This is a genomic window from Streptomyces sp. NPDC026417 (assembly GCF_055567695.1).
In genome coordinates, this window is the sequence record NZ_JBVHPY010000117.1 from 1 (window position 1) to 1,730 (window position 1,730).

Sequence of the window (1,730 nt, forward strand, 5' to 3'; positions counted from 1 at the left end):
GCGGAAACCAGGCAACTACCTGGCCTTTCTCGGACTGGCCGCAGCCCTCTGCTGCTACAAACGGCTCCTCAAACTGACCATGCAGGACACGGTCTTACTATTAAAATGGTCATATGGGTATCAATTACTCACAGGGCTGGAGCGTGGCCTGCGCCACGGTGGAGCCACGCGCGAGTCGCAAACCTCGGGGACCTGTCCAGCACCCCGAAGGGAACGTGATCATGACTCTGACTGCACCGGCTTCCACGGCCGCTTGTCCGCCCGATGTGCTGGAGCGGTCTCGCTCGCTGGTGGAACCGGAGCTGCGGACCACCGTGGCATCGTTGCATCCCGAGGTGGCCCGGATGGCTGCGTATTCGTTCGGCTGGTGTGAGGCCGACGGAACACCGACCGGTGGTAGGGGCGGCAAGATGCTCCGCTCTGCTTTGGCTCTGCTGTCTGCGGAACTGGTCGGCGAACCGGCTGAAGAGGCTATGCCCGGGGCGGTCGGGGTGGAGCTGCTGCACGCCTTCTCTCTCATTCATGACGACATCATGGATGGCGACGAGTCACGTCGGCACCGCCTAACCGTGTGGAAGACGTTTGGGACGGGCTTGGCGGTTCTGGCCGGGGACGCTCTGTTCGCGCTGGCGATCCGCTCCGTCGCGCAGCCCCGACCAGTACAGGAGGACGTAGGGCAGGCTGTGCGGCTGCTGTCACAGGCGATGGTAGACCTGTGCCAGGGGCAGGCCGAGGACCTTGCTTTTGAGCGTCGTCCGTGGACCGGCCTCGACAGGGTCAGTGTGGCGGAGTATCAGGCGATGGCCGCCGGGAAAACCGGGGCCTTGATTGCCTGTTCCCTAGCCGTCGGAGCGGTCCTCAGGGGAAGTCCGCCCCACGTGGTCGGGACTCTGTTGAAGGCCGGCCACCGGCTGGGCCTAGCCTTCCAGATCGTTGACGATGTCCTGTCGGGGACAGGCGATCCCGGTGTGACCGGGAAGCCGGTCCTCAACGATCTGCGGGCCGGCAAGAAGACCTATCCGATTCTTGCCGCGCTCACCGCTCGGAATTCTGCCGCTTCCCGGCTGCGGGAGCTCATGGCTGCCGACAAAAACTCCGCCAGCACGGACCCCGCAGCCCGAGGGGATGAGAACCTGGCCAGAATTGGCGATCTGGTGGCCGAGGCCGGCGGCTACAGCCACGCCGCCCGGGAAGCGCGCCGCCTAGTCCACAGCGCCCTCGCCGAATTGAAACATGACCGCTTCCACGCCGGAGCGATCAGTAATCTGGAGGATCTGGCCGTCTTCCTCCTCGACCGATCCGCCTAATGGTATCGAGGCCTCAGAAACGATGAGGTGAGCGAAATGACCACGGCACTGTGGTGCAAGCAGATCGGCCTCGGCAAACCCCCGCGACGCCGACCTCGGCGACGGCAAGGTCCAGATCTTCGTCAAGGCAAGGTCATCAGACTGCCTCGAATCGAAGATCGCCGAGACCCTGATCGAAGAGGCCCTCAAACTCGCTGAACAGACGCGAGCAGAGAGCGCCGGATATGACCACAACCGGGATGAACCAGGTGACCGAAACCATGAGCCTGCTGGACACCATGAAAGGCCCCCGGGACCTCAAAGGTCTGCCGTCAGGCGACCTGCCCCTGCTGGCCGAGGAGATCAGGACGTTCCTGGTCGAAGAGGTCTCCAAGACCGGCGGCCACCTCGGCCCCAACCTCGGTGTCGTCGAGCTGACCATCG

2 protein-coding genes are annotated in these 1,730 nt (G+C 64.0%); both read left to right on the forward strand.

Annotated features, from left to right (window positions below):
• Nucleotides 1–221: 221 nt before the first annotated feature.
• Nucleotides 222–1,307, forward strand: a complete 1,086-nt coding sequence (locus ACZ4NT_RS39290; RefSeq protein ID WP_467730224.1) for a polyprenyl synthetase family protein — start codon at nucleotides 222–224, stop codon at nucleotides 1,305–1,307.
• Between the two features lie 260 nt (nucleotides 1,308–1,567).
• The coding region (locus ACZ4NT_RS39295; protein ID WP_467730226.1) for a 1-deoxy-D-xylulose-5-phosphate synthase N-terminal domain-containing protein at nucleotides 1,568–1,730 on the forward strand (163 nt) is incomplete at its 3' end.

Bases quoted from the DNA above. Each gene is read 5' to 3' on its own strand.
- ACZ4NT_RS39290 (WP_467730224.1), top strand. From the start codon at position 222: ATGACTCTGACTGCACCGGCTTCCACGGCCGCTTGTCCGCCCGATGTG.